We start from the raw sequence: 1,611 nt of genomic DNA, 5'->3' as shown, positions 1-1,611 counted from the left end.
TGACCTATGAGGTCTTCGGCGAAAAGCTTGCGGCGAGCGGGAACGAACGCGCGCTGGTCAAATTCAACGCGGCGAACAGTGTCGTATACTTTTGCTACGCGGGCGGAATCGCCGTTCACGACCGCGCGACGGGCAAAACCGCGTACACTCCGGTACGCGGGACGGTCCGTTCAATGCAGGAAATACCGAGCGAAAAGCTGGTCGCCCTGCTTGCGAAAGATGAAGCCGCTCCCGACGGCAAGGCGTATACCGTGCTCCTATTTAAAGAGTACCGGCAGTTTATCGGCTCGTTCTCGTTTGCCGCCCGGAATGCGTTTATCCGGGCGTCTGACGCGGGCGATTCGGGGGAAGAGCGCGGCGCGCTGTATGTCGGCGCAGACTCGACTGTGTCGAAGATCGCCGTCGCGGAACGTTAGTTCAGGGACAGTATGAAACAGCAAACCGTTGCCATAGCGCGGAGCAAAACGCGCTGGTTTTCCGCTCTCTTTTTTGCGCTGGCTTTGCCGCTGACTGCGCGTGACTGGCCGCAAGCAGTGCGGTCGCCCAACGATTTTTCGCTGTGTTTTGCCGCCTCGCGCGAAAACCGGCTTTCGACCGCGCTGATTTTCGTGTCCCCGGCGAGGATTAAATCGGCGGATTCGGGCACGGTACTCGCGGTCGTCCGTGCGCCGGACGCGGATTCGGAGTTTTTCCATTCGCCGCTCGGGAATGCGGTCATCGTTGACCACCGAGACGGATTCATTGCGACTTACGGAAACATGAGCGAAATCGCCATAGAAAACGGTAAAACGCATATCGAACAGGGCGAAATGCTCGGCGCGTCGGGCGCTTCCAGCTGGCAGCAAGAAACGGCGGGACTTGAGTTTCAGGCATTCGACGCAAAAGACGGCAAATCGATAAACCCGCGCACGCTTCTCCCGCTCTTCAGAAACGAAAAGCCGCTCCGTATTCGCGGGATAACGGCGGTAAACAAAAAAGGTGAAAAAACCGCCCTACAGCCGCCGGCGCTGACGCTTCCGGCGGACAATTATGCGCTTTTTCATGAAGTGGAGCCGGATAATATCCCGTATAAAACCGAGGTAACGGTAAACGGCGCTCTCGTAGAAACCCTCTCCTACGATATAATGAGCGAGCGGAACGGCGCACTGACCGTCAAGGGGAATAAATACTATGCCGCGCCCGATTTGTATACATCAGAAACTATGATGCTGCTGGGGAATATCATGCTCACGCGGGGGCGAAGCACTGTGGTCATAAGCGCTTCGGATATTAACGGCGTCGAATCCCTTCCGCAGCGGTTTTCCATTATCATAGAGTAAGCCGAATGCCGCGGGTTCAGCGTTGCGGCGGGTCTATGCCCAGCATTTCGCTGTAGTATCGGCTTTCCACCGCCGACAGCGGAACGCCCGAACGCGCCAGCAGCGATTCAAGCTCCCGCCTTGCTCCGGCGACGGCAGCGTCGTCTCCTGCCTGCGAAAGCATTTCGATTTCAAGAAAATCTCCCAGCGGCGGAACGGTGCAAAGTTCCAAAAGCGCCTGCCCGTACCGCCATTTCTCGGCGAGTTTTCGTTTCTCGTGCGCTACCGCCAAGCCGGCGTCCAGGAGGAACCC

At 57.6% G+C, this 1,611-nt stretch carries 2 protein-coding genes and 1 pseudogene; 2 read left to right on the top strand and 1 reads right to left on the bottom strand.

Features of this window, described 5'->3' with window-relative positions:
* Window positions 1-416: TP_0783 family beta-propeller protein (locus AWU74_RS11670; RefSeq protein ID WP_187150867.1), on the top strand; the 416-nt coding region annotated here is incomplete at its 5' end.
* Between the two features lie 12 nt (window positions 417-428).
* Window positions 429-1,319 carry a M23 family metallopeptidase gene (locus AWU74_RS05405; RefSeq protein ID WP_062328397.1) on the top strand — a complete coding sequence of 297 codons (891 nt, stop codon included), beginning with the start codon at window positions 429-431 and terminating at the stop codon, window positions 1,317-1,319.
* A gap of 16 nt (window positions 1,320-1,335) precedes the next feature.
* Here the strand turns inward: AWU74_RS05405 and AWU74_RS11665 are convergent.
* Window positions 1,336-1,611: pseudogene (locus AWU74_RS11665) on the bottom strand (hypothetical protein); the annotation flags it as partial.

The sequence above is a fragment of the Treponema endosymbiont of Eucomonympha sp. genome, assembly GCF_001028545.1.
The sequence above is the reverse complement of the archived record's forward strand: the minus strand, read 5'-3'. Positions and strand labels throughout refer to the sequence as shown.